This is a genomic window from Blautia sp. HCP3S3_C4 (assembly GCF_052064095.1).
Lineage (GTDB): Bacteria > Bacillota > Clostridia > Lachnospirales > Lachnospiraceae > Blautia_A.
Genome location: NZ_JBQHWF010000060.1, coordinates 1 through 512 on the forward strand (window position 1 = coordinate 1; position 512 = coordinate 512).

At 54.1% G+C, this 512-nt stretch carries 1 rRNA gene; it reads left to right on the plus strand.

Annotation, left to right across the window (positions count from 1 at the left end):
- Window positions 1-512, plus strand: a 23S ribosomal RNA gene (locus ACTNC6_RS16175); the annotation flags it as partial.

A 512-nucleotide genomic window follows, 5' to 3' on the forward strand; every position in this document is an offset into this window, starting at 1 on the left:
GCCGAAAATGTCCGGGGCTGAAACGCGCCACCGAAACTAAGGAACCGAAAGGTTGGTAGAGGAGCATTGCATGCGGGAAGAAGCAGTACCGAAAGGAGCTGTGGACTGCATGGAAGAGAGAATGCCGGAATGAGTAGCGAGAATAAGGTGAGAATCCTTATGGCCGAATATCCAAGGTTTCCAGAGTAAAGCTGATCTGCTCTGGGTAAGTCGGGGCCTAAGGCGAGGACGAGAGTCGTAGCCGATGGACAACAGGTGGAGATTCCTGTACTGCGGTATGACAGAACTGTGGGGACACGTAAGGAAAGCGGAAGCCGGGAATGGAGAGCCCGGTGCAAGCGTGGTACCAGCCACTTTGGCAAATCCGGGTGGCAATGGGAAGCCGTGATGCGGAGCGAAATAAAGTAGCGAAGTCCGTGACCCATGCGTCAAGAAAAGCCGCTATTGTTTATACCGTACCCGTACCGTAAACCGACACAGGTGGATGAGGAGAGAATCCTAAGGCCGGCGGA